This window comes from Rhizobium sp. WSM4643 (assembly GCF_025152745.1).
In the GTDB taxonomy this organism is placed as follows: domain Bacteria; phylum Pseudomonadota; class Alphaproteobacteria; order Rhizobiales; family Rhizobiaceae; genus Rhizobium; species Rhizobium leguminosarum_I.
This window is the reverse complement of sequence record NZ_CP104040.1, coordinates 2,701,936-2,720,439: the sequence shown is the minus strand read 5'-3', so window position 1 is coordinate 2,720,439 and position 18,504 is coordinate 2,701,936. Positions and strand designations below refer to the sequence as shown.

The 18,504-nt window shown below is 61.3% G+C and carries 21 protein-coding genes and 1 tRNA gene; 13 read left to right on the top strand and 9 right to left on the bottom strand.

All coding sequences use genetic code 11. The features are described from left to right. Positions 1–4: 4 nt before the first annotated feature. Positions 5–367, bottom strand: coding sequence for a DUF4189 domain-containing protein (locus N1937_RS13775; protein WP_260056403.1), 363 nt, complete (start codon positions 365–367; stop codon positions 5–7). A gap of 177 nt (positions 368–544) precedes the next feature. On the opposite strand from N1937_RS13775, the gene N1937_RS13770 reads away from it, so the two are divergent. The 5 genes from N1937_RS13770 to N1937_RS13750 all read left to right on the top strand — a co-directional run bounded on the left by N1937_RS13770 (position 545) and on the right by N1937_RS13750 (position 4,216). Beyond that, positions 545–1,654, top strand: coding sequence for an endonuclease/exonuclease/phosphatase family protein (locus tag N1937_RS13770; protein WP_170255059.1), 1,110 nt, complete (start codon positions 545–547; stop codon positions 1,652–1,654). Next, positions 1,651–2,421, top strand: coding sequence for an NUDIX hydrolase (locus N1937_RS13765; protein WP_222291465.1), 771 nt, complete (start codon positions 1,651–1,653; stop codon positions 2,419–2,421). Before N1937_RS13770 ends, N1937_RS13765 begins: the two co-directional genes overlap by 4 nt. Positions 2,422–2,585: 164 nt before the next feature. After that, positions 2,586–3,497: a PhzF family phenazine biosynthesis protein gene (locus tag N1937_RS13760; protein ID WP_222291829.1), complete on the top strand. Its 912-nt coding sequence runs from the start codon at positions 2,586–2,588 to the stop codon at positions 3,495–3,497. A 204-nt stretch (positions 3,498–3,701) separates the two neighbouring features. Beyond that, positions 3,702–3,777: transfer RNA gene (locus tag N1937_RS13755), tRNA-Lys, on the top strand. Between the two features lie 142 nt (positions 3,778–3,919). Next, complete coding sequence (locus N1937_RS13750) at positions 3,920–4,216, top strand: hypothetical protein (protein WP_017964975.1); 297 nt, start codon at positions 3,920–3,922, stop codon at positions 4,214–4,216. A gap of 188 nt (positions 4,217–4,404) precedes the next feature. Here the strand turns inward: N1937_RS13750 and N1937_RS13745 are convergent, their stop codons facing one another. Further along, on the bottom strand, positions 4,405–4,725 hold the full coding sequence (locus tag N1937_RS13745; protein WP_017964974.1) for a hypothetical protein: 321 nt from the start codon (positions 4,723–4,725) through the stop codon (positions 4,405–4,407). A gap of 257 nt (positions 4,726–4,982) precedes the next feature. Here N1937_RS13745 and N1937_RS13740 point away from each other — a divergent pair, with 257 nt between their 5' ends. Further along, positions 4,983–5,285, top strand: a complete 303-nt coding sequence (locus tag N1937_RS13740; protein WP_260056402.1) for a hypothetical protein — start codon at positions 4,983–4,985, stop codon at positions 5,283–5,285. A gap of 239 nt (positions 5,286–5,524) precedes the next feature. Here N1937_RS13740 and N1937_RS13735 read toward each other — a convergent pair whose 3' ends face one another. Then, positions 5,525–5,857 carry a hypothetical protein gene (locus N1937_RS13735; protein WP_162116060.1) on the bottom strand — a complete coding sequence of 111 codons (333 nt, stop codon included), beginning with the start codon at positions 5,855–5,857 and terminating at the stop codon, positions 5,525–5,527. A 390-nt stretch (positions 5,858–6,247) separates the two neighbouring features. Here N1937_RS13735 and N1937_RS13730 point away from each other — a divergent pair, with 390 nt between their 5' ends. Together N1937_RS13730 and chrA are read left to right on the top strand one after the other, a co-directional pair. Then, on the top strand, positions 6,248–7,063 hold the full coding sequence (locus N1937_RS13730) for a chromate resistance protein ChrB domain-containing protein (RefSeq protein ID WP_170282616.1): 816 nt from the start codon (positions 6,248–6,250) through the stop codon (positions 7,061–7,063). Between the two features lies 1 nt (position 7,064). Then, positions 7,065–8,486, top strand: coding sequence for a chromate efflux transporter (gene chrA, locus N1937_RS13725; protein WP_170255062.1), 1,422 nt, complete (start codon positions 7,065–7,067; stop codon positions 8,484–8,486). A 99-nt stretch (positions 8,487–8,585) separates the two neighbouring features. On the opposite strand, the gene N1937_RS13720 is transcribed toward chrA, so the two are convergent. Together N1937_RS13720 and N1937_RS13715 are read right to left on the bottom strand one after the other, a co-directional pair. Beyond that, positions 8,586–9,917 (bottom strand): hemolysin family protein, encoded by a 1,332-nt coding sequence (locus N1937_RS13720; protein WP_017964969.1) that lies wholly within the window; start codon positions 9,915–9,917, stop codon positions 8,586–8,588. 164 nt (positions 9,918–10,081) lie between these two features. Then, complete coding sequence (locus tag N1937_RS13715) at positions 10,082–10,465, bottom strand: VOC family protein (RefSeq protein ID WP_162116162.1); 384 nt, start codon at positions 10,463–10,465, stop codon at positions 10,082–10,084. Between the two features lie 435 nt (positions 10,466–10,900). On the opposite strand from N1937_RS13715, the gene N1937_RS13710 reads away from it, so the two are divergent. Next, a complete protein-coding gene (locus N1937_RS13710) occupies positions 10,901–11,212 on the top strand; it encodes an RcnB family protein (protein ID WP_162116064.1) in 312 nt (103 codons plus the stop codon). 67 nt (positions 11,213–11,279) lie between these two features. On the opposite strand, the gene N1937_RS13705 is transcribed toward N1937_RS13710, so the two are convergent. The 3 genes from N1937_RS13705 to N1937_RS13695 all read right to left on the bottom strand — a co-directional run bounded on the left by N1937_RS13705 (position 11,280) and on the right by N1937_RS13695 (position 13,826). Beyond that, positions 11,280–11,465 carry a hypothetical protein gene (locus N1937_RS13705; protein ID WP_170255063.1) on the bottom strand — a complete coding sequence of 62 codons (186 nt, stop codon included), beginning with the start codon at positions 11,463–11,465 and terminating at the stop codon, positions 11,280–11,282. Next, positions 11,462–12,667, bottom strand: coding sequence for a zinc metallochaperone GTPase ZigA (zigA, locus tag N1937_RS13700; protein ID WP_260056401.1), 1,206 nt, complete (start codon positions 12,665–12,667; stop codon positions 11,462–11,464). The genes N1937_RS13705 and zigA overlap by 4 nt, the downstream gene beginning before the upstream one ends. Positions 12,668–12,812: 145 nt before the next feature. After that, positions 12,813–13,826 carry a zinc ABC transporter substrate-binding protein gene (locus N1937_RS13695; protein ID WP_311202814.1) on the bottom strand — a complete coding sequence of 338 codons (1,014 nt, stop codon included), beginning with the start codon at positions 13,824–13,826 and terminating at the stop codon, positions 12,813–12,815. A gap of 102 nt (positions 13,827–13,928) precedes the next feature. Here N1937_RS13695 and znuC point away from each other — a divergent pair, with 102 nt between their 5' ends. The 3 genes from znuC to N1937_RS13680 are packed head-to-tail and all read left to right on the top strand — an operon-like array spanning position 13,929 to position 16,103. Next, on the top strand, positions 13,929–14,900 hold the full coding sequence (gene znuC / locus N1937_RS13690; protein WP_260056400.1) for a zinc ABC transporter ATP-binding protein ZnuC: 972 nt from the start codon (positions 13,929–13,931) through the stop codon (positions 14,898–14,900). Then, positions 14,893–15,708 (top strand): zinc ABC transporter permease subunit ZnuB, encoded by an 816-nt coding sequence (znuB, locus tag N1937_RS13685; protein ID WP_170260719.1) that lies wholly within the window; start codon positions 14,893–14,895, stop codon positions 15,706–15,708. Before znuC ends, znuB begins: the two co-directional genes overlap by 8 nt. After that, positions 15,705–16,103 (top strand): Fur family transcriptional regulator, encoded by a 399-nt coding sequence (locus N1937_RS13680; RefSeq protein WP_017964964.1) that lies wholly within the window; start codon positions 15,705–15,707, stop codon positions 16,101–16,103. Before znuB ends, N1937_RS13680 begins: the two co-directional genes overlap by 4 nt. Positions 16,104–16,376: 273 nt before the next feature. Here the strand turns inward: N1937_RS13680 and N1937_RS13675 are convergent, their stop codons facing one another. Further along, positions 16,377–17,672, bottom strand: a complete 1,296-nt coding sequence (locus N1937_RS13675) for a hypothetical protein (RefSeq protein WP_260056399.1) — start codon at positions 17,670–17,672, stop codon at positions 16,377–16,379. 192 nt (positions 17,673–17,864) lie between these two features. Here N1937_RS13675 and N1937_RS13670 point away from each other — a divergent pair, with 192 nt between their 5' ends. Next, positions 17,865–18,440, top strand: a complete 576-nt coding sequence (locus N1937_RS13670) for a transglutaminase-like cysteine peptidase (protein WP_170255069.1) — start codon at positions 17,865–17,867, stop codon at positions 18,438–18,440. Positions 18,441–18,504: the final 64 nt, after the last annotated feature.

Below are 18,504 nucleotides of genomic sequence, written 5' to 3'. Positions count from 1 at the left end.
AAAATCATTCGCTGCCGGAACATTGCCAGCGGATGACGCGGCAGCCGCGGGTTTGCCGGTTGCAGCTGCCGATCGCCTGGCGCTGGGCCTCGCGGCCATCATAACCCCAGCCGGAGCCCCAGCCGCTGCGACGGCCGACGGCTACCGCGCCGCAGCCGTTTCGGAACCAGATAGCGATGCGACAATCGTTGGCGCTGCTGTCGCAATTGCGTCGGGCAACGGTTTCGGCGTCGCCGCGAGTGTCATAAGCATAGGACCAGCCGGTGGCGCTCGTCGAGGGCGAGTAGGCGATGGCGCCGTAGGTATCGGCAAGGGCCGCGCCGGCGAGGGACGTCAGAATCGCAAACGATGCAAGAACCCGCCTCATGAAATGCCCCGCGCCGGAATGATGATTGCCCTCTGCGGAGACTATGTCAGCAGCCTAAGTCACAGGCAATCGCCTTCGGGGCTGTAAGCGGGGTGGTTGTCCGCATATTTCTTGGCTCCGCCATCTTTTCCTGCGGCTTCTGCTGGTTAAGTTACTCCCCGCAACCGGATCCTTCCCATGTCGCTTCGCCTGGCCACCTTCAATGTCGAAAATCTCCTCACCCGTTTCGATTTCACCGGCTTCCGCAACCAGCTGCGCCAGGACCGTGTCATCAAGCTTTTCCAGGTTTCGAGCGAGGGCGTCTATCAGCAGCTCGAGCAGGCCCGGGTGATTGCCGCCGCCGACGATACCCGGCAGATGACGGCGCTCGCGATCGCCGATGCTGACGCCGATATCCTCTGCCTGCAGGAAATTGACAACATGGCTGCCCTTCAGGCCTTCGAATACGGCTATCTTTTCCGCATGGTCGGAAACGGCTACCGCCAGAAATACCTGGTCGAGGGCAATGACAGCCGCGGCATCGATGTTGCCGTCTTGATGCGTGAGGAAACGCGCGACGGCCAGAAGATCGAGCTCAGGGATATCAGAAGCCATGCGATGACGACCTATCGCGACTTTGATCTCTTCGACGAGGACGTGGCGCTCACCAACCGTATCGACGACAAGATCTTCAAACGCGATTGCCTGGAGCTCGATCTTCTGATCGGCGGCCGGCCGTTTTCGCTCTACGTCGTGCATTTCAAGTCGATGGGCAATCCGCGCGACGGGCTGGACGGGCGGCAATCGACCATGCCGATCCGTCGCGCCGAGGCGCGCGCCGTGCGCCGCATCATCGAGGATCGCTTCGGTGCGGATCAAGCCGGCACGAAGAGCTTCGCCATCTGTGGAGACATGAACGACTATCAGGAGCGCGTCGACGTCATCGGCCGCCGGGGCACCGGCTATCGCTTCCAACATCAGAACGAGACCGAAAGCGCGCTCGACATCTTCAGCCGCGACGGCTTTGCCGAAAATGTCGTGCGCCGCCGCGAACCTCTCGACCGCTGGACGCTCTATCACGCTCGCGGGCCACAGGAGCAGTGGCTTTGCCAACTCGACTATCTCTGGCTTTCGCCAGCACTTGCCGCCCATAATGCCGGCCGCCTGCCCGAAATCATCCGCAGCGGCCAGCCCTACCGCACCATGTTCCCGCCGGGGCAGGAGGTGGAGCGTTATCCGCGCACCGGCTGGGACAGGCCGAAGGCGTCCGATCACTGCCCTGTCGTCATGACACTGGATCTCCCATGAAAACGAATTTGAACATGAATTTTCCGAATACCGATTTTTCCGATTTCGCCGGCTGGCCCCCGGAAGCCACGGTCTTCCCGATCGCCGGCGTGGATCTGCGCATCCTGCCCGGTCCCCATCCCTTCGCCGTCGCCGAACAAGCGGCGATCCGGGAGAATTGGGCCAGGGAGACGGCCGCCAATCCGGCGCTGTTCGATGGGCGCATGGTGTTTCAGCAGCGGCTCTCGCTCAGTGAAAACGGGATTGCGGGCGAGGGCCACGTCATTCCCTTTTCCGCCTTCATGTGGTGGCGCCGGCAGCCGCAGCGTCAGGGCGGCATTCACATCTTCGCCTATCCGGTGCTGGAAACCTCGGACGGTGCGCTTGTGGCGATCCGTATGGGCGCCCATACAGCCAATCCCGGCCAGGTCTATTTCGCCGCCGGCTCGCTGGAGCCCGAGGATATCGTCGACGGGCGCTGCGACATCGAGGCAAACATGCGCCGCGAGGTCCATGAAGAAACCGGATTGGATCTTAGCCGTTCGGTGGCGGGGCAGGGGCTCTTCGCTAGCCATTCCAACCGGACGGTGACGCTGTTGCGGCTCTTCCGCTTCGATATGACGGCGGACGAGATGATCGAACGGATCGAGAGTCACATGCTCGTGGCCGAGGACAAGGAGATCGCGGGTGTGGCGGCGATCCGCTCGGCCGATCACTCGGCGCACCCCTATAATATCGCCATGCTGCCCGTGATCGACTGGTATTTCGGCAAGGCCGAGCGGAGTTGATGTATCCGCCCAAAGCCATGTAGCGTTTCGGGATAACGACATGCATCACCTAAAGATCGAAAGCGCGTCATGTGATTCCGGTTGACGTGACGCGTTTTAGCGCCTTGCACTCGTTCGCCCGGTCGGGCAGGTTGGCGGCGCGATGACGATTCAAGGAGGCCGATGTGGCGCGAAGCTACAGCGTCTATGACGTGTTCACCGATCGAAAGCTTGCGGGCAACCCGCTGGCGGTGATCTTCGACGGAGACAATCTCAGCGACGAGGCGATGCAGGCAATCACCCGGGAGATCAATCTCTCGGAGACGGTCTTCGTGCAGCCTTCGACCAACCCCGCCTATGCGGCGCGTCTGAGGATATTCACGCCTGGGCGCGAGCTGCCCTTTGCCGGCCATCCGACGGTCGGCACGGCGGTCGCGCTGGCCGAACGGGTGCACGGTGCTGCGACGCGCGATCTCGTCACGGTGCTTGAGGAAAATGTCGGGCCGGTGCGTTGCGCGGTGCGGCTGAGAGAGGGTGAGGCGAGCTTTGCCGAATTCGACCTGCCGCGCAAATCGCAGCCCGCCATCATGCCGCTCGACAAGCTCGGGATCGCCGATGCGCTATCGCTGAAGGTGACTGAGATCGGCTTCGAAAATCACGTCCCGTCGGTCTGGAGCGCCGGCGTTCCCTTCCTGCTCATTCCGGTGCACGATGTCGGAGCCACGCAGCGAGTGGAATTCGATCCGCAACTCTGGGAAAAGATCGTGCCCTTCGTCGATGGCGCGCTTGCCTCGGCCTATGCCTATTGCCGCGGCGGCGTCAACCACGTGGCGAAGTTCCATGCGCGCATGTTCGCCAGCGGCATGGGTATCGTCGAAGACCCGGCCACCGGTTCGGCGGCGGCCGCACTCTCCGGCGCCATCCACCATTTCGACCGGCTGACGGACGGGCATCACCCGATCATGATCGAGCAGGGCGTCGAGATGGGCCGGCCGTCCTTCATCCATCTGCATATCGATGTCGACGCGGGAGCAATCTCCAACGCGCGGATCGGCGGCCAGGCGGTACGGCTGGCCAGCGGCACGCTCGAACTTTGATTTCACTGGCGCTGAGGACGCTCTATCACTTTGAATCGGCGCATAATCCTTCCCAAAAATCGATTCCGATTTTCGGGCTTCTGCGCTGTATTTCAGCCATGCCGAAAAATCTTCGCGATTAACCAAAGAAATTTCGCCTATGCGCTGGACAAGCCTGCCGATCCTGTTTATACGCCCCGTCACACCGCGCAGCCAAGCGCGAACGGGTGATTAGCTCAGTTGGTAGAGCAGCTGACTCTTAATCAGCGGGTCGTAGGTTCGAGCCCTACATCACCCACCAAATCTCTTGAAAAGATTGATGTATTTGAAATCAGGCCGGATTTTCCGGCCTGCTGGAAGCGGGCGACATTGCTAGCCTTGCCCAAATGACTGGTCGCAGTGATCTGTGCGCGCTAGTTTCCCTCACACACTGGGAGGGTCCTATGAGAAGCGTCATTCTAGTCGTTGCCTTGTCTCTGCCGTTACCGGCCTTTGGCGCAGGCGTCATGAACGTCAAAGCGAGCGAGCATAGCTGCAGCGAGCTTGCTCAGATCATTCGCCAGAACAAAAAGGTCTTTGTTCGCATCGGTTTCGGCGGCCGCAGTTTCCGTTATCCGCCCGCCCAGTGCAGTATGGGTGACAAGCGCACCACGACCAGTTTGCGCGATAGCGAGGGAAAGCAATGCATCCTTGATTATTCCTGCGTCTTCGACCCCGCGTCGCCCTATAACTTTCCCTAGAACGGGATGATTTTAGGCCGGGTCGGCCTGAAATCCGGATCCTTTTCTAGATTAAAGAGTTAAAGCAGGATGTCGTCCGAAAACTGCTCACACTTTTCGGCATCATGCTCTGGGCGCTTCCGTTGCGAGAGGGAACGAGCGGGAAGTGCGGGCGGCGGCAACTTCAGACGGCGCCAACCGAGGTCACGTCAATCGCTGCCGCTCAGTTTCATGCCGGCGAGCCAGAGAGCGGCGACGATGAAAAACGACAGTACCGCCATCATTGCTATGGGCGGTGCGTATTCCTGGAAGGAATGCGAGGCGTTTAGTCTGATGACGTAAATAATCACAACCACAAGTTTGATCGCGATCAGCAGGGCCAGGGTCGCGTTTTTGGCGTAACGCCTGATTTTCGGCCAATCGAAGCTTCTGGCGGGTGGCGCATCGACCTTCTGTGCTGGAACGGTCCTTGTCCGCTCCGGCTCTGCAAGGTGTCTACGCCCAAACGTCGGTTTCATGGCTGGCAGCATAGACCAAACATCTTGATGGATGGGATGCGGCAACATCCTTGCGGAGCAGCGAAGGAGTGTCCCGTCCACCTGGATTCCCTGTCTCAAAGAGCCCGCGCGGTGGTCGCTCATCCGACAATTTCTGTTTCGATGGGCCGTTATCGAGCGCGCGGGAGGCAAAGGGGCAGGGCTGCTCAGATGTATAGTTCGGAAGGTTTGCGGACTGGCGGCATCGGGTGCAATGCCTTAACTTCGCTCTATCACATTCAGGAGTTTCCATGAAAAGCGTTGTTCTGGCCGTCGCACTGCTGTTTCCGTCCGTCGCTCTTGCCGTCGAGGCGGTGGAGGTCAATGCCAGGGATCACAGTTGCGAAGAGCTTGCGCAGATCATCCGCAAGGACAAGGCGGTTTTTGTGCGGATGGGCTTCGGCGGTCGCAGCTTCCGCTATCCGCCGGCCAAGTGCAATCTCGGCGACAAGTACGACACCGCAAGGGTGAGGGATGCCAATGGCAAGCTTTGCCTCCTCGACTACGAGTGCGTGTACGATCCGCAGTCTTTCTATAACAGGATTCCCAAATAATCCCGATCAGGCGTTGCCAGTACGGCTGTTCGGCATGGATGACGAGGTCAAGAAAAAAGGCCGGGCGAAACTCGCACCGACCTTCCTCGATCAGTCTCGATAACGGCTGCCAGTACCTCCGTGGTCAGCGGTCAGAGACAGATTCGGCATCCCTTAAATAGGGTTTGCTTAAATATCTTCAAGCGCTCGCGGCAGAAAAGAAGCCGGCACTGGGCCGGCTTCTGCTGGCCGGGCAGCGATTACTGCTGTGCCGGGGCAGCCGGCGGCGGAGTGGCCGGTGCTGGTGCCGGTGCGGGCGTTGCTGGTGCCGGTGCGGGCGTTGCGCTGTTATTGGTCGGAGCGATCGGCTTGGCCGGCGCCGGCTCGGATTGGGTCGTGGAGGCTGTCGTGTCCGGCGATGTGCCGGGGGTGCCCCACTGCGAATAGGCGAATGCAGCGACAGCGATCACGGCCAATGCAGCGACCCAGACAATCCACGTATTACTGCTGCGCGCGCTCGGCGTGGTGCGCAGATCCAAATTTGGGTTCAGCGGGCGGTTCGGGTCGTTGGCATTATTGGGGTCGTACGTCATGGTACTTTCTCCTCTTTCGGTCAGAGAAGAATGCCGAAGCGGGCTTTTTGTTCCGTTCTGGGCCGAAGCGCTTGTACTGATTGGGTTTTCGTACCTTCATTCGCGCTCTTCACTGGCACTCCGTGTATTCGCGGCTTTGCCACTCACCTCTCATCTGCCCGCCGGCTTGCCTGGAGGCGACCGGCAGAGACCGGGTGGAAGACCTGCCGGCTGATCGGGTGCCGTGGCGGATGGCAGGCCGCTGCCGCGGACGGCAAGCCGCCATGGCGCAATGCGCTTGACACGATGGGGTCTGTTTGCGCATGGTTTAGACATGGGGTCGCGATCACCCCACGAGGCGTCATGCTGAAGAATCGCGTCCAGTAAAACCGATCAACGGAGGGACGCGTCATGCCGTCATTTCTAGAAATCTCACCTGAAAAGCTCAGCCGCCTCATCGGGACGCCTGGGGCTCCCGTCATTATCGATGTTCGCACGGAGGAGGACTTCGCGCTCGATCCACGCCTGGTGCCGGGCTCGATCCGGCGCGCCTATGCCGATGTCGCGTCCTGGGTTGGCGGCGTCGATGCCGAAGCCGTCGTCGTGGTATGCCAGAGAGGCGGCAAGCTCAGTCATGGTGTTGCCGCCTATCTCCGCCATGTCGGGATCGATGCGGAAAGCCTCGAAGGTGGCTTCGAGGCGTGGATCGCGGGCGGACCGGCCGTCCCCGATACAAAGCTGCCGCAACGCGACGCTGAGGGGCGCACCGTCTGGGTGACGCGGGCGCGGCCGAAGATCGATCGCATCGCCTGTCCCTGGCTGATCCGGCGCTTCATAGATCCGAATGCCGTGTTCCTGTTCGTGCCGGCGCCCGAGGTTTTGGCCGTCGGCGAGCGTTTCGCGGCGACGCCCTTCGATATCGAGGATGTGTTCTGGAGCCATCGCGGCGAATTCTGCACTTTTGACGTGATGATCGAGGAGTTCGGGCTGGCTTCGGAACCGCTTCTGCGCCTGGCGCGTATCGTCAGGGCGGCGGATACCGCAAGGCTCGACCTCGCCCCTGAGGCGGCGGGACTGCTTGCGGCATCGCTCGGCCTCTCCAGGATGTATTCAGACGATCTGGAGCAACTCGAGGCCGGGATGCTTCTCTACGACGCTTTTTTCCGCTGGTGCCGCGATGCGACCGAGGAAACCCACAATTGGCCGGCGCCAAAGAAGAGGGTATGAGATGGTTGAGATGACGGATAGTGCGCCCGGCGGCAAAATGGCGGAGGACGACGCGCGAGAGGAGCATCATCACGGCGTCTCGTTTGGCGAGGCCTTCAGGGTGTGGCTGCGCGTCGCCGCCCTGAGTTTTGGCGGCCCCGCCGGCCAGATCGCCGTCATGCACCGGATCATCGTCGACGAGAAGCGATGGATCGGTGAGCACCGTTTTCTGCATGCGCTGAACTATTGCATGCTGCTTCCCGGACCCGAGGCGCAGCAGCTCGCCATCTATATCGGCTGGCTGATGCATCGGACAGTGGGCGGTCTCGTCGCCGGCCTGCTGTTCGTACTGCCTGGATTCCTGTCGATCCTCTGTCTCAGCTATATCTACGCGGCTTACGGCAACATCGGCATCGTCGCCGGCCTGTTCTTTGGGCTGAAGGCAGCGGTGCTCGCCGTCGTCGTGCAGGCCGTGATCCGCATCGGCGGCCGGGCGCTCAAAAATCGCGTCATGGTCGGTATCGCGGCCGCGGCCTTCATCGCCATCTTCTTTCTCCATGTCCCGTTCCCGCTGATCGTGCTCGCCGCCGGCATTGCCGGCTTCCTCGGCGGCAGGTTCGGGCTTGCCGCCTTCCGGACGGGCGGCGGCCACAAGGCCGGAAGCGGCCCGATGCTGTCTGACGCCGAGTCGGCGCTTGGCGAGGGCATACCGGCGCATGCGCGCCCGAATCTTGCATGGTCGCTACGCATCTCGGCCGTGCTGTTTGCCCTCTGGCTCGCTCCGCTCGCAGCGCTTTACGCAACCTTCGGCGCCGATAGCGTCTTTACCGAGATTGGCCTGTTCTTCAGCAAGATGGCGGTCGTCACCTTTGGCGGGGCCTATGCCGTGCTTGCCTATGTCGCGCAGGAGGCTGTGCAGCATTTCGGCTGGCTGAAACCCGGCGAGATGCTGGATGGTCTCGGCATGGCCGAGACGACGCCTGGGCCGTTGATCATGGTCGTCCAGTTCGTCGGCTTCATGGGCGCCTACCGCGATCCGGGAGCTTTGAACCCGATGCTTGCTGCAACCCTTGCGGCGATCCTGACGAGTTGGGTCACCTTCGTGCCCTGTTTCCTCTGGATCTTCCTCGGCGCGCCGTTCATCGAAAAACTGCGCGGCAACATCGCGCTCGCCGGCGCGATGTCGGCCATAACAGCGGCGGTGGTCGGGGTCATCCTCAACCTCGCTATCTGGTTTGCTTTGCACACGCTGTTTGCCGAGGTTGCGATCATCCACCTTGGCGGCTTGCGGCTCGATATCCCCGAGCTGCAATCGGCCGTGCCGGCGGCAATGGCGCTGTCTGCCGCCGCCGCTATCGCGATCTTCCGTTTCAAGGCTTCCGTGATCTCGACGCTGCTAGCCTGCGCGGCCGCAGGGATGCTCTGGACGCTGGCGGTGAATTAGAGCGCCGTGCGTCCTTTCGGACGCACAAAGGACGCTCTAACACTTTGAATCTACGCATCGTGCTTTCCGAAAATCGATTCCGATTTTCGGGCCGATGCGCTAGGCCTCCACCCCATCCGCGGAAATGCGCGTCGCGAGCATCTTGTCGATACGCATGCCGTCCATGTCGAGAACCTCGAAGCGCCAGTTGTCGAAGACGAAGGTCTCGCCGGCTTCGGGGATGTGCTGGAGCTGATGCAGGGCGAAACCCGCCAGCGTATGGAAATCGGCGTCCGGACGATCGCGCAGGCCGAGCCGTTCGAAGGCGTCGAAGGCCGGCATCATCGCGTCGATCAAGAGCGACCCGTCTTCCCTGACGACGATGTCGGGCTCTTCGTTGGATCCCGGCAGGTCGCCGGCGATGGCTTCGAGCAGGTCGGTCTGGGTGACGATGCCTTCGAGGCTGCCATATTCGTCGATGACGATGGCGAGGCGAACGGGTGAGGCCTTGAAACTGTCGAGCACGCGGACGACCGAGGTGCCCTCATGCAGCACCAGCGGCTGCTTGATCACCTCCATTGGCCGGATCTTGCCGCCGTCGAGAACCTGGTCGAGAAGGTCCTTCTTCAACACCATGCCGATCGGCTCGTCGATCGAGCCGCGGGCGACCAGCAATTGTTCGTGACTGCATTCGCGGATGGTCTTCAGGATCTCGGCCTCGCTGTCGTCGGCGTCGAACCATTCGATATCGAGGCGCGGCGTCATGATGTCGGAGATCGGCCTGTCACCGATGTTGAACACCCGCTCGACGAGCTGCTGCTGCACCTGGTTGAGAAGGCCGGCCTCCTGGCTCTCGGCAACCAAAAGCTTGAGCTCCTGCGGCGAATGGAACGACGATTCGCCGGTTCCGGCTCGAAGACCCACACCCCGCAGCACGAGGTTGCCCATGCCGTTCAGAACAAAGATCGCCGGCTTGAATAGCACCAGGAACAGACCGAGCGGACGCACAACGGCAAGCGAAGTGGCTTCGCTGCGTTGAAGCGCCAGGCTCTTCGGTGCGAGCTCGCCGAGCACGATATGAAGTGCTGTGATGATGACGAAGGCGATGACGACGGCAACAGTATGCGCGCCCGCCGTCGCCCATTGCCCAGGCAGCCATGATAGCAGCGGCTCGATCAGGTGGGCAAGCGCCGGTTCGCCAACCCAGCCGAGGGCAAGCGACGAGATGGTGATGCCGAGCTGGGTGGCTGCAAGATTGGAGTCGAGATTATCGACGGCGCGCTGAAGTGCCGAGGCGTTCATGCGGCCTGCCGCAGCGAGTTCGGCGACGCGGCTACGCCTGACCGACACCAGGGCGAATTCGGCGGCAACGAAGAAGCCATTGGCGGCGACGAGAAGAAACACGGCTAGTATCCCGATATAGTCGGAGAGCCCGCCGGCGGAATCGGACATGTTTTCCCTGCCTTCGAGTTGATGGGAGTCCGAAACTACACGCTCGCACACTGGTGGCAAGGCGTTCCAGCCAGCCTCGCGGCGAGAGACCGTGATCGAAATACTGCGTCGGTTTGCGGATGACCGCAAATGCGTGGCAACCCGCATGACCGGCGTCGCGCCATTCACCGCTTGGGTGGTTCGAAGAGCTCGATCGGGTTTCCGGCCGGATCATCGACCAGGATCTGCTTGCCGCCTATGCCCTGCACGATCTCGTTGCGGAAACGCGCGCCGGCCTGACGCAGCGCGGCGACTTCTGCTTCCAGGTCCTTGACCTCGATCTGGATGCGATTCCAACCGCCGGGCTCCGGCTTTCGCCCATCTGGCATTGCTTGAGATGCTCCGCCAGGTCCCGTCATGCCGCTGACGAACAGACGAAAACCGTCTCTGGTCAGGATGGCGAAACTCGGCGCGGGGCGAAGTGCGACGGAGAAGCCGAGATGTCTCGTGTAGAATTCCACCGCGGCGTCGACGTCGTCGACGATGTAGCGCATGCTGATACCAGGCATGTTTTCCTCCATTGTGGTCTTCGTTGTCTTGATCTGATCGTCCCCTCGCGGGAACATCCAGAACTCTCCTGTTCCTAGGATGCGTCGGTTCGAAACTCGATTATGCGCCCGTTTCAAGTTTTTTTATGCATCTCGTTATGCCAAATCGCCGAGCGCCTTTGGGCGGGACCAGATCGAATCGAGAGCATGCCGCCCGCCGCCAGCAACGGGACAACTCTCCACGGCCGCGCCTTCTAGGCGATGAGCAGCAAAAGCCGAAGGCTTCACAGGACGAAGCCAGCCTGCCGCGCCAGATCATCGTGTATAAGTCTAATCTAAAGTATAAGCTTCGACATGTAGCTACTGGATTCCATTACAAAAGTTTAATTTCTATTTCAGTTTCGGTTCATCTTCTCGGCCCTAGTTTGCCCCGGTGTCCAACACGAGGAACCCCACATGAAAAAGATTTTTGCAGCCCTTCTTTCCGCCTCCTTCCTTCTTTCCCCGATGATTGTTTCCCAGGCTAGCGCCGACGATCATCGCCGTCCCCCCGTCGTCGTGCAGAAGAAGGTAGTCGTCCGGTCGCACTGGAAAAAGGGATACCGCGTCAATACCAGCGAGCGTCGACGGTTCTCCGATGTCAACGACTATCGCCGCTACCGGCTGGCGCCACCGCCACGCGGTTATCGCTGGGTCAGGGCCGATCACGACTACCTGCTGATCGGCGTCACCAGCGGTATTATCTCCAGCGTTATTGCCAGTCGCTGATCGGCAGATGAACGAGAAGAGGGCGGCTTCGACCGCCCTTTTCCTCTGCCGGCAGGCAAATCTCTCGTCAGAAGGGCTTCCTGAAGGGAACGATGTGCTCGGCGAGGCTTCGGAACAGGCTGCCGGATCGTCGTTGCCGATCGGGCCGTTCGCCTGCTGCCTCGACGGTGTCGGGATGAAGCCCTTCGATCGGCGGTAGCGGCTCGCATTCGGTGCAGACGCAGAGAGTGCGTTTGATTGCCTTCGCCTTCATGCCGCCTGCCTGTTCCAGTTGGCGAAAGGATCGGGCAGGTCGCGCCAGCGCTCGGGCACGAAGGCATCTGTCCTGATAAGACAGGCGTCGAGTTCCTTCCTGATCCAGGCTTGGTCCATCGGATCGGCACCGATGAAGACGATTTCCTGGCGGCGGTCGCCCCAGACGGGGTCGAGATAGGGGCCGATGGCGTTCATGAAGGCCGGCCCTTCGGGCCATTGTTCGCGCGGCACGGTCGCCCACCAGAGACCCATCTTGCCGGTGCGGACGATCGCGCCCGCCTGGCTGATCTCGCCGACGTGATGCGGGCGGGTCGCCAGCCAGAAGAAGCCTTTGGCGCGCACCACGCCCGGCCATGCCGTGTCGAGGAAGGCCTGCAGCTTGGCCGGATGGAAAGGGCGTTTTTCGCGGTAGACGAAGGAGCGGATGCCGTATTGCTCTGTCTCGGGCATATGATCCTTGAAACCGTGTAGTTCCTTGTACCAGAGCGGATGGGTTTCGGCCCTGTCGATGTCGAAGCGGCCGGTGCCAAGCACCTGCCGCAATGCCACTTGGCCGAAATCCGCCTCGATCAGCCGCGCATCGGGATTGAGGCCGGTGATGATCTTGCGGGCGGCGTCGCGCTCCTTTTCGCTTGCCGTGCCGATCTTGTTCAGCACAACGACGTCGGCGAATTCGATCTGCTCGACCAGCAGGTCGACGATGGTTCTGTTGTCGCCGTCACCGGCCGTTTCTCCGCGGTCGGCGAGGAAATCGGCCGAGGCATAATCGGCAAGCAGATTGACGGCGTCGACGACGGTCACCATGGTGTCGAGCCTTGCGACGTCGGAGAGGCTTTGGCCATTCTCGTCGCGAAATTCGAAGGTGGTGGCGACGGGCAGGGGCTCGGCGATGCCGGTCGATTCGATCAAGAGGTAATCGAAGCGGCCCTGATCGGCGAGCTGGCGCACCTCTTTCAGCAGATCGTCGCGCAGCGTGCAGCAGATGCAGCCATTGGTTATCTCGACCAGCTGTTCCTCGGTGCGGGAGAGATTGGCGCCGCCGTCGCGCACCAGGGCAGCATCGATATTCACCTCGCTCATATCGTTGACGATGACGGCGACGCGTAAGCCCTCGCGATTACTCAGCACGTGGTTGAGCAGCGTCGTCTTGCCGGCGCCGAGGAAGCCTGAAAGCACCGTGACGGGAAGTCTGTTGTCCATGAGAGCCTCACAAGGTTTGTCTTAATGTTATATCATTACATTCGATGCGTCGAAAAAAGGCGGAACGGGGTTGTCCGCCTTTTCCGCCTCAGCTCTCTCCGGAGCGTCGCGTGTCCGATAGGACGCGCGGAGCGGCGCATGAAAGTTATGCGCTGGAGAGGCAGTCCTTCATGCTGTTTGCGATGCTGCGCATGAGGGTGAAGTAGAGATCGGGGCCGGCCTTCAGTGTTGCCGCTTCGGGATCGAGCACGCCTGATTTGGCGCGCGTGCCTTCGATGACGACATTGACGAGGCGCGGCTCGAACTGTGGTTCGGCAAAGACGCAGGTGGCGCCGAGTTCACCGACCTTGCGGTGGATTTCCGAAACACGCTCGGCGCCGGGAATAGTTTCCGGGCTGACGGTGATCGAGCCGGCAACGCGGATGCCATAGCGGTGCTCGAAATACTGGTAGGCGTCGTGGAAGACGATGAAGGGCTTGCCCTTGACCGGGGCGACGGTGGCAGTGAGTTCCTTGTCCAGCGCCGTCAGCCTGTCGTCCAGCGCCTTGGCGTTTGCCTGATAGGTCAGCGCATTGGCGGGATCGGCGGCAACCAGCGTCGTGGTGATCTCGCTGGCCATCGCCTTGGTGTTCATCGGATCGAGCCAGAGATGCGTGTCGAATGTGCCGTGCTCGTGATCGTCGTGGTCAGCGTCGGGGCCATGCGCGGCTTCGGCTTCATGGTGCTCGTCACCATCATCATGCGCTTCGAAGGCGCCGCCCTCACGGAAAGGCAGCTTGACGAGGCCGGGGGCGTTGTCGAGTTCGGCGATGCTGGCATCCCGGCCCAGCGCCTGCAGCGGCTTTTCGAGAAAGGCCTCGAGGCCGGGGCCGACCCAGAAGATCACCTTGGCATCCTGCAAAGCGCGAGCATTCGACGGCTTCAGATTGTAGGTATGCGGGGAGGCGGCGCCATCGACGATCAGCTCCGGTTCGCCGACACCCTGCATGATCGCCGACACAAGCGAATGGATCGGTTTGATCGAGGTGACGACGACAGGCACGTCTGCTGCGCGCATAGTGCCGGCGAAGAGAAGGGCGGGGATCGCCAGGACCGGGATTGCGAGGGCCGGCATTCTGAGGGCCAAGATTTTAAGGGCAGGCCCCAGGGCGCGTTTCATCAATATGCTCCGCTTGAATTGCAGTTGTTATGTTATTACATCAATTGCGTTATGCTATAACGTGTGCAATAGCAGGACGCAACAGCACTTTCGGAAAATTTGATGCTCTCTCCCGCAAAGACCCCCGCTGGTATCCGGGCCGAACCGCTGGTTTCGCTTGAAAATGTCGGCATCCTGCGTAATGGCCGCTGGCTGGTGCGTGGCGTCGATTTTTCCGTCTCGCGCGGCGAGATCGTCACGCTGATCGGGCCAAACGGCTCGGGCAAGTCGACCAGCGCCAAGGCAGCGATCGGCGTGTTGAAACCCGACGAGGGCAGGGTGGAGCGCAACGCCGGCCTCAAGGTCGGTTATGTCCCGCAGAAGCTCACGATCGACTGGACGCTGCCGCTTTCGGTGCGCCGGCTGATGACGCTGACCGGGCCGCTGCCGGAGCGCGACATTCTTTCGGCACTCGAATCCGCCGGCATCGCCCATATGCTCGATGCCGAGGTGCAGCATCTCTCCGGCGGCGAATTCCAGCGGGCGCTGATGGCGCGCGCTATTGCCCGCAAACCCGATCTGCTGGTGCTCGATGAGCCGGTGCAGGGGGTCGATTTTTCCGGCGAGATCGCGCTCTACGACCTGATCAAGTCGATCCGCAACGCCACCGACTGCGGCATCCTCTTGATCTCGCACGATCTCCACGTCGTCATGGCCGAGACCGACACCGTCATCTGTCTCAACGGCCATGTCTGCTGCCGCGGCACGCCTGAATCCGTCAGTCGCAGCCCGGAATATGTGCGCCTGTTCGGCAGCCGGGCGGCGCAGACGCTTGCCGTCTACAGCCATCACCACGATCATACGCATCTGCCTGATGGGCGCGTGCAGCATGCCGACGGCACGGTGACGGATCATTGCTTCCCCGATGACGGTCATCACCATGAACATGGCCATGCCGGTCATGAGCACGATCACGGCCATCCCGGGCATGACCATAGCCATGACCCCGGGCATGACCATAGCCATGACCCCGGGCATGCCGAACATGACCACGCCCATCCGCACACGCATGCGGAGGGAGAGCGCCATGCTTGACGATTTCTTCGTGCGCGCCATCCTTGCCGGCGTGGGCCTGGCGCTGACGACAGGGCCGCTCGGCTGCTTCATCATCTGGCGGCGTATGGCTTATTTCGGCGATACAATCGCCCATTCGGCGCTGCTCGGCGTCGCACTGTCGCTGCTCTTCGAACTCAACCTGACACTGGCCGTCTTTGCCGTTGCCGCGCTCGTGTCGGTGCTGCTGCTCTTCCTGCAGAAACGCCAGGCGCTGTCGGCCGATGCGCTGCTCGGCATTCTCTCGCATGCCACACTGGCGATCGGCCTCGTCATGGTCGCCTTCATGAGCTGGGTGCGGATCGATCTCATCGCCTTCCTGTTCGGCGATATCCTTGCCGTTTCCACCACCGACATCGCGCTGATCTGGGGCGGCGGGCTGTTTGTGCTCGTGGCAATGGCCTGGCTCTGGCGGCCACTCTTGGCGGCAACCGTCAATGCCGAGCTCGCCGAGGCCGAGGGGCTGAAGCCGGAGCGGGCTCGGCTGTTTTTCATGCTGCTGATGGCCGTCGTCATCGCCATTGCCATGAAGATCGTCGGCATCATGCTGATTACCTCGCTGCTGATCATTCCGGCGGCTGCGGCGCGGCGCTTCTCGGCGACGCCGGAGATCATGGCGGTATTCGCCTCATTGATCGGGGCCGCCGCCGTCGTCGGCGGGCTGTTCGGCTCGCTCACCTACGACACACCTTCCGGCCCCTCGATCGTGGTCGCGGCGCTGATCCTCTTCATGCTCAGCCTGCTTCCCGTCAGGCGCCACCGCGCGGTCATGCAAGGACAAGGCTCATGACGACACCGCAATTGACCAAGAACCAGTCGCTGGTCTTCGACGTGCTTGAAAAGGCCGAAGGGCCGCTCAGCGCCTACACCATCCTCGACAAGCTGCGCGACCACGGTTTTCGTGCACCCCTGCAGGTCTACCGGGCGCTGGAGAAGCTGCTCGAATACGGCGTCGTGCACCGGCTCGAAAGCATCAACTCCTTCGTTGCCTGCGCCCATCCGGGCGACGACTGCCACAGCCACGGCATAGTCGCCTTCGCCATCTGCGAAAGCTGCGGTCAGGTGATGGAGTTCCACGATCACGAGGTCGACCACCGGCTGATGGGCTGGGTGCGGGGGCAGAAGTTCAAACCAGCGAAGACGACGATCGAGATTCGCGGTTTGTGCAAGGCTTGTGCGGCGTAAGCGGCCGCTCTATCCGTCATCCGTCGGCGCCCTATCCTATCTCACTGACGGACTTTGCCGGGGCGCTATCATCTCCACCCTCATTGCTGTGACCTCCCTCGGGTCGAAGCCCGAGGACAGGAATGAGCGAGGGGGGAGGCGGCGTGCCCGAAGGTGACAATCCACGCGTTGGTTTCCTCGCTTTCTTTGCTGCCGATCGATACACAAATCAATGATTCAAAAAGGTGAGGCCGCGAGAGCGGCCTCACCTTTTGCATTTCTGTGCGGATAAGCTTAATCCGGCTTGGATTCAGAGCCGCTCTTGCCCGAGCCACCATTGTCGCTCTTGCCGGAGCCACCGTTGTCGCTCTTGCCGGAGCCGCCATTGTCGCTCTTGCCGGAGCCGCCATTGTCGCTCTTGCCGGAGCCGCCATTATCGCTCTTTCCGGAGCCGCCATTATCGCTCTTACCGGAGCCGCCGTTGTCGCTCTTGCCGGAGCCGCCATTGTCGCTCTTGCCGGAGCCGCCATTGTCGCTCTTGCCGGAGCCGCCATCGTCGCTCTTTCCGGAGCCGCCGTTATCGCTCTTGCCGGAGCCGCCATTGTCGCTCTTGCCGGCGCCGCCGTTATCGCTCTTGCCGGAGCCGCCGTTATCGCTCTTGCCGGAGCCGCCATTGTCGCTCTTGCCGGAGCTATCATTATCGCTTTTGCCGGAGCCGCCGTTGTCGCTCTTGCCGGAGCCGCCGTTATCGCTCTTGCCGGAGCCGCCATTGTCGCTCTTGCCGGAGCCGCCATTGTCGCTCTTGCCGGCGCCGTCATTGTCGCTCTTGCCGGGGCCGTCATTGCCGCCCTTGCCGGGACCGTCGTTGCCGCCCTTGCCGGGACCATCGTCGTTGCCACCCTTGCCCGGGCCGTCATTGCCACCCTTGCCGTGCCCGTGATCTTTTCCGCCCCCGTCGTGGCCGTGATGATCGCGGTTCTTGCCGTCGTGATTGTCTTTCCCACCGTCGCCACGGCCGTCCTTGCCGTGCCCGTGATCTTTCCCGCCCTTGCCGCCGCCGTGATGATCATGGCCCTTGCCGTGATCGTCCTTTCCGCCATTGTCGCCGCTGCCGCTGCCGCTGCCGCTGCCGCTGCCGCTGCCGCTGCCGCTGCCGCTGCCGCTGCCGCTGCCGCTGCCGCTGCCGCTGCCGCTGCCGCTGCCGCTGCCGCTGCCGCTGCCGCTGCCGCTGCCGTCGCCATTGCCATTGCCGCTGCCGTCGCCATTGCCGGCATCGTCGCCGTTCCCGTTCCCGTTCCCGTTGCCGTTGCCATCGCCATTGTCATTATCGCCAGCATTCCCATTGCTGGCGAGTGAACCGGTGCTGGATGTCTTCTTGCCGCCGCCAATGTTTTGGTTGCCGCGATCGTTATCGTTCGGATTGAACCTGCTATCGGACCGAATTGCACTGGTCGGCATGCACAGCCTGTATTCGAGTGTACCGCGAACTGCGGCCTTGCAATTAACGACTGCCGGGGCTGCCGTTGCCAAGCTGCTGCTTGCCAGAAGGGAAGCAACGGCGATGCTGAATTTCGCTGCTCTGCTGATCATTTCAATCCATCTCCGAAGGTTAACCGAATGTTAATGGGGAGAACTCCTACACTAACAATCAATTAACACGAAGAATAGATAATGGTTAATCTGTCTAAATCGTTTAATACAGTTAAATTCGCAAGTATAAAATTTTACTAAATTTTTATTCTACCTATGTTATCGTCTCATGACAAATAAAAGGAATCGGCTATGAAGCGCCTCTTTTCGCTCGCTGGCTTTTTATTCATTCTTCTGCATTTTCAAGCCGTTGCGGGATCATCGCTTCCCGTAACGCGAAGCATCGGCGCACCCGTGGGATTCGCCGCAGCCTGCGCCAAGTACAAGTGGCTGTGCGGCAGGATGGCGACGCAACAGCTGAACGATCAGGCAGGCATGGCGCTTCTGCAAAAGGTCAATCGCGCCGTAAATGGACGTATCATTCCCGCGGAAGATAGCCCGTCTTCCCGAAATAGGGATGTCTGGTCTCTGCCGGTTGCCGGCCATGGCGATTGTGAGGACTACGCTCTCCAGAAGATGAAGGACCTGATCGAAGCTGGTTTTCCATCGAACAGGTTGGCGCTTTCCGTGGTGATTGGACCGCAGGATCAAAACCATGTCGTTCTCATTGCCCGGACGGACGGCGGCGATTATGTGCTCGACAATCTGACTAGCGCCGTGCGGCTCTGGCGCACGACAGGCTATACGTTTCTGGCCACTCAGGATTTCCAATCGCGAACGGGCTGGCGCGTGACGCTTGCTGGTCCCCGTGCAGGCGAGTTCTCTTGAACTGAGAGTCTCGAGGCGACGCGTTCGCCGCTGGCCGGCGCAGATCCCGGCGCTATCTTTGCCG

Coding starts and splice junctions, on each gene's coding strand:
- N1937_RS13775 (WP_260056403.1), bottom strand. CDS start 367: ATGAGGCGGGTTCTTGCATCGTTTGCGATTCTGACGTCCCTCGCCGGC.
- N1937_RS13770 (WP_170255059.1), top strand. CDS start 545: ATGTCGCTTCGCCTGGCCACCTTCAATGTCGAAAATCTCCTCACCCGT.
- N1937_RS13765 (WP_222291465.1), top strand. CDS start 1,651: ATGAAAACGAATTTGAACATGAATTTTCCGAATACCGATTTTTCCGAT.
- N1937_RS13750 (WP_017964975.1), top strand. CDS start 3,920: ATGAGAAGCGTCATTCTAGTCGTTGCCTTGTCTCTGCCGTTACCGGCC.
- N1937_RS13745 (WP_017964974.1), bottom strand. CDS start 4,725: ATGCTGCCAGCCATGAAACCGACGTTTGGGCGTAGACACCTTGCAGAG.
- N1937_RS13740 (WP_260056402.1), top strand. CDS start 4,983: ATGAAAAGCGTTGTTCTGGCCGTCGCACTGCTGTTTCCGTCCGTCGCT.
- N1937_RS13735 (WP_162116060.1), bottom strand. CDS start 5,857: ATGACGTACGACCCCAATAATGCCAACGACCCGAACCGCCCGCTGAAC.
- N1937_RS13730 (WP_170282616.1), top strand. CDS start 6,248: ATGCCGTCATTTCTAGAAATCTCACCTGAAAAGCTCAGCCGCCTCATC.
- chrA (WP_170255062.1), top strand. CDS start 7,065: ATGGTTGAGATGACGGATAGTGCGCCCGGCGGCAAAATGGCGGAGGAC.
- N1937_RS13720 (WP_017964969.1), bottom strand. CDS start 9,917: ATGTCCGATTCCGCCGGCGGGCTCTCCGACTATATCGGGATACTAGCC.
- N1937_RS13715 (WP_162116162.1), bottom strand. CDS start 10,465: ATGCCTGGTATCAGCATGCGCTACATCGTCGACGACGTCGACGCCGCG.
- N1937_RS13710 (WP_162116064.1), top strand. CDS start 10,901: ATGAAAAAGATTTTTGCAGCCCTTCTTTCCGCCTCCTTCCTTCTTTCC.
- N1937_RS13705 (WP_170255063.1), bottom strand. CDS start 11,465: ATGAAGGCGAAGGCAATCAAACGCACTCTCTGCGTCTGCACCGAATGC.
- zigA (WP_260056401.1), bottom strand. CDS start 12,667: ATGGACAACAGACTTCCCGTCACGGTGCTTTCAGGCTTCCTCGGCGCC.
- N1937_RS13695 (WP_311202814.1), bottom strand. CDS start 13,826: ATGAAACGCGCCCTGGGGCCTGCCCTTAAAATCTTGGCCCTCAGAATG.
- znuC (WP_260056400.1), top strand. CDS start 13,929: ATGCTCTCTCCCGCAAAGACCCCCGCTGGTATCCGGGCCGAACCGCTG.
- znuB (WP_170260719.1), top strand. CDS start 14,893: ATGCTTGACGATTTCTTCGTGCGCGCCATCCTTGCCGGCGTGGGCCTG.
- N1937_RS13680 (WP_017964964.1), top strand. CDS start 15,705: ATGACGACACCGCAATTGACCAAGAACCAGTCGCTGGTCTTCGACGTG.
- N1937_RS13675 (WP_260056399.1), bottom strand. CDS start 17,672: ATGATCAGCAGAGCAGCGAAATTCAGCATCGCCGTTGCTTCCCTTCTG.
- N1937_RS13670 (WP_170255069.1), top strand. CDS start 17,865: ATGAAGCGCCTCTTTTCGCTCGCTGGCTTTTTATTCATTCTTCTGCAT.